We start from the raw sequence: 4,880 nt of genomic DNA on the forward strand, positions 1-4,880 counted from the left end.
AGAGTCATATAGTGGCTTCTATTATGGTGTTAAAGCGATCTTACAAGCTAAAGAGCGTGGTCAATTAAATGACGTTCACGGAGCAGTTGCACAACTAATCCAAGTACCACAGGATTACGTAACAGCAATGGAAACAGCTTTAGGCGCTCAAGCGCAACATATCGTCGTCTCAACAGAAAAAGATGCAAGAGATGCTATTCAATACTTAAAGCAATCTAAAAGTGGACGAGCTACATTGTTACCACAATCGACGATGAAATCCAGACTTATAGATGGGCGAATCCAAAGAACGATTCAAAATGCTGAAGGTTTTATTGGAGTGGCATCACAGTTAGTTAACTTTGATGAGTCTTATCGAGAGATTGCTGAAAATTTACTTGGTAATGTGATTGTGACGCAATCATTAAAAGAAGCAAACGCGGTTGCTAAACAAATTAACCATCGCTATAGAATTGTAACGCTAGATGGTGATGTCGTTAACCCAGGCGGTTCAATGAGTGGAGGAGCTAAGAAAAATAGTAATCAAGTTTCTTTATTTACACGTGAACAAGAGTTAGACGATATAAAAGAAAAGCTAACTAACTACGAAAGCAAAACAGAAACATTCCAAGAAGAATTAAAACAGAAACGTTCACAGTTAGATCACCTTAAAGGACAACTTACTGACAAAGAGCAAGAACTAAATCAAGTTCAATCGTCATATCAAGAAGTAAACCAAAAGCTTCAAAGTGCTGAAATACAACTTTCGAATATGAATAAGCAACTAGAAGTCTATGACCAGGAAAACCAGCAGTTTGAACAAGATCGCCAAAACTTAAAACAGCAATTGACTAAACTCGAATCGACATTAGTAGAACAAAGCAATAAATCTAACGAACTAAAACAGAAAATTGATAACTTAACTGAAAACCAATCATCTTATAAAGCTGAACAAGATGAACAACAAGAGCAATTAAATCACTTACAAATACGGTTGGCAGAACAAGATAGTGATGTTCGTAATCAAGAAGAGCGTGTCAATCAACTAAAAGCTGATTTAGAAGAAGAAGTTGAGACGAAAACACAAATCGAAAAAGAACTTAAAGACTTAAAAGAATCTCATGAAAAAGCGCATACGGTTGAAGGGCTAACTGAAACATTACAAAACCATCGCAATCAATTAGTCAGGGTTAACAGCCAACTAGAAGAAGCACGTGAAAAACGTGAACAAGAAATGCAACTTCAAGAAGATCTAGAACGTGAAGTTAAAGAGAAAAATAGACTGTATGAAGAGAAAAGTAGTCAATTACAAAAATACGAAGTTCAAGCGAATCGTTTAGATGTTGATTTAGAAAATAGGCTACAACAGCTAAGTGATGAGTATGCAATGACATTTGAGCGCGCTAAACAAGTACATGGTCCTGCAGAAGACATTGAACAAGCGAAGCAACAAGTCGCTCAAACAAAACAACAAATTAAATCATTAGGTCATGTTAACATCGGATCAATCGAAGAGTATGAGCGTGTACAAGAGCGTTATGCTTTCTTAACAGACCAACGTGATGACTTATTAGAAGCAAAAGAGACGCTTCACTCGATTATCGGTGAAATGGACGAAGAAATGGTTCGTAAATTCAGTGAAACGTTCTTTAAAATCCAAGAAGAATTCGAAAAAGTGTTCAAAGAACTATTCGGTGGCGGTCATGCAGAATTAAAACTGACAAACCCTGATGATTTATTAGAAACAGGTGTTGATATTATCGCCCAACCACCAGGTAAGAAACTGCAACAGTTAGGTTTGCTTTCAGGTGGGGAAAGAGCACTTACCGCAATCGCCTTATTATTTGCTATTTTACGTGTTCGCCCAGTACCATTCTGTGTGTTAGACGAAGTAGAAGCTGCATTGGATGAAGCCAATGTTGTACGTTTTGCAGGCTATTTAAAACAGTTTTCTGCACAAACACAATTTATCGTCATTACTCACCGTAAAGGTACGATGGAACATGCAGATGTTTTATACGGTGTAACGATGCAAGAGTCTGGTGTTTCCAAGATGGTATCAGTAAAGTTAGAAGAAACAGAAGAAATGATATACAATTAAATTTAGCATTTCATAGAAAGGAAGTACTGAAATGAGTTTCTTTAAAAAATTAAAAAATAAAGTAAGTAAACAAACAGATCAAGTAACAGATAAATTTAAAGACGGGCTTACGAAGACGCGAGACTCCTTTACAACAAAGGTAAATGATTTAGTCGCAAAATACCGTAAAGTTGACGAAGAATTTTTTGAAGAACTTGAAGAAATTTTAATTTCTGCAGATGTCGGTGTTGAAACAGTAATGGAGCTTATTGAAGAACTAGAAATGGAAGTTAAACGCCGTAACATTCAAGATACTGAAGAAGTAAAAGAAGTCATTTCTGAGAAATTAGTTGAAATTTACTATGGTGATGATGACGAAGAAAAAATCGAAGCATTAAACATACAAAAAGGTGGTCTTTCTGTCATTTTAATCGTCGGAGTAAACGGAGCCGGTAAAACGACGTCAATTGGTAAACTAGCTTATCAATTAAAACAAGAAGGCAAAAATGTTGTCTTAGCAGCTGGTGACACATTTAGAGCAGGTGCGATTGACCAACTTGATGTTTGGGGTGAACGAGCAGGCGTTGATGTCATTAAACATAACGAAGGAAGTGACCCAGCGGCGGTTATTTATGATGGTATTCAAGCGGCTAGATCAAGAGGAGCTGACGTCTTACTTTGTGATACGGCAGGTCGCCTGCAAAATAAAGTGAACTTGATGAAAGAGCTATCAAAAGTACGCAAAGTAATCGAACGAGAAATTCCAGAAGCACCTCACGAAACATTACTTGTACTAGATGCTACAACAGGTCAAAATGCAATAAGCCAAGCGAAAACATTTAAAGAAGCAACAGACGTTTCTGGAATTGTCTTAACGAAGCTTGATGGTACAGCGCGTGGCGGTATTGTGTTAGCAATTCGTAACGAAATGAACATTCCAGTTAAGTATGTTGGATTAGGTGAACAAATTACTGACTTACAACCGTTCAATGCACATCAATTCGTTTACGGCTTATTTGGAGATTTAATGACACGAGTTGAACAAGAAGAAAAATAATAATAAACTTGTTGTTCAAAGCACTTAGGAGTGTGGGTTATGCTTGAAAAAACGACGCGAATTAATTATTTGTTTGATTTTTATCAACAGCTTTTAACAGGCAAACAAAGAAACTATATGGAATTATATTACTTAGAAGATTATTCTTTAGGTGAAATTTCCGAAACTTATGATGTTAGTCGCCAAGCCGTTTATGATAACATTAGACGTACAGAGTCTATGCTAGAGGAGTATGAAGCTCAGCTAGGACTCTATGAACGTTTTGAAAAACGCAATGAAATTATTCAAGAAATGAAGGGTAAACTGTCACAACGTCAATTAGAAGATGTTGAGACTTTATTAGAACAGTTGGAAAACCTAGAGTAGGGGGACAGTCCATTATGGCATTTGAAGGATTAGCCGACCGTTTACAAGGTACGATCAAAAAGATTACCGGTAAAGGTAAGGTCACTGAAGCTGATGTAAAAGAAATGACTAGAGAAGTGCGGTTAGCATTATTAGAAGCTGACGTGAACTATAAAGTTGTAAAAGACTTAATTAAACGCATTAAAGAACGTGCTGTTGGTCAAGAAGTGATGGAGAGCTTAACACCAGGCCAACAAGTTATTAAAGTTGTAAAAGAAGAGCTCACTGAGTTAATGGGTGGTGAGCAAAGTAAGATCGCTGTAGCGAATAAACCGCCGACGGTTATTATGATGGTCGGTTTACAAGGTGCTGGTAAAACAACGACGGCTGGTAAACTAGCTAACCATTTACGAAAGAAATTTAACCGTAATCCATTGTTAGTTGCAGCAGACGTCTATCGTCCAGCAGCGATCGATCAGTTAGAAACTTTAGGTGAGCAGCTTGAGATGCCTGTTTATTCTAAAGGAACGGATGCCAACCCAGTTGAAATTGCTAATGAAGCAATCGCTAAAGCGAAAGAAGAACATCATGATTACGTCTTAATTGATACGGCAGGTCGTTTGCACATTGATGAAGACTTAATGGGTGAGTTAACCCAAATTAAAGAAAATACTTCACCAGATGAAATTTTCTTAGTTGTTGACTCGATGACAGGTCAAGATGCAGTCACTGTTGCCGATAGCTTTGATGACCAGCTTGATATTAGTGGTGTCGTTCTAACGAAACTAGATGGTGACACACGTGGTGGTGCAGCTTTATCAATTAGAGCTGTTACAGGTAAGCCGATTAAGTTTGCTGGTATGGGTGAAAAGCTAGATCAACTAGAAGCATTCCACCCAGATCGTATGGCTTCAAGAATATTAGGTATGGGTGATGTATTTAGTTTAATTGAGAAAGCAGAAACAGAAGTTGATGAGAAGAAAGCAAAAGAAATGCAAAGTAAAATGCGATCCATGTCTTTTACTTTTGAGGATTTCTTAGAACAAATGGAACAAGTGAAAAGCATGGGACCATTAGATGAGTTAATTAATATGATGCCTGGTGCTAACAAAATGAAAGGCATGAAAAATCTCCAGGTTGATGATAAGCAACTGACGCATATAGAAGCAATTATTCAATCGATGACAAAGACAGAGCGTGTCGATCCAAGTGTCATTAATGCTAGCCGTAAAAAACGTATTGCAAAAGGTTCAGGTACATCAGTTGCGCAAGTAAATCGACTTTTAAAACAATTTGAAGAAATGAAGAAAATGATGAAACAGATGACGAATCAAAAGAAAGGGAAAAAAGGTGGTATGAACCTTCCTTTCATGTAAAATGAGTGCGTTATATAAACTAAATTAAATTAACTCGTAATAA

General features: G+C 37.0%; 4 protein-coding genes. All 4 read left to right on the plus strand.

Annotated features, from left to right (window positions below; all coding sequences use genetic code 11):
* A partial coding sequence (smc, locus tag A194_RS0114595; protein WP_017187543.1) for a chromosome segregation protein SMC occupies window positions 1-2,080 on the plus strand: 2,080 nt, incomplete at its 5' end.
* Between the two features lie 31 nt (window positions 2,081-2,111).
* Window positions 2,112-3,116, plus strand: a complete 1,005-nt coding sequence (gene ftsY, locus A194_RS0114600; protein WP_017187544.1) for a signal recognition particle-docking protein FtsY — start codon at window positions 2,112-2,114, stop codon at window positions 3,114-3,116.
* A 39-nt stretch (window positions 3,117-3,155) separates the two neighbouring features.
* The gene (locus A194_RS0114605) at window positions 3,156-3,482 is read left to right on the plus strand and encodes a putative DNA-binding protein (protein ID WP_017187545.1); all 327 of its coding nucleotides are present in this window, start codon (window positions 3,156-3,158) and stop codon (window positions 3,480-3,482) included.
* Window positions 3,483-3,496: 14 nt separating this feature from the next.
* The gene (gene ffh, locus A194_RS0114610; RefSeq protein ID WP_017187546.1) at window positions 3,497-4,837 is read left to right on the plus strand and encodes a signal recognition particle protein; all 1,341 of its coding nucleotides are present in this window, start codon (window positions 3,497-3,499) and stop codon (window positions 4,835-4,837) included.
* Window positions 4,838-4,880 lie beyond the last annotated feature (43 nt).

Source organism: Alkalibacillus haloalkaliphilus C5, assembly GCF_000269905.1.
Classification (GTDB): domain Bacteria; phylum Bacillota; class Bacilli; order Bacillales; family Alkalibacillaceae; genus Alkalibacillus; species Alkalibacillus haloalkaliphilus_A.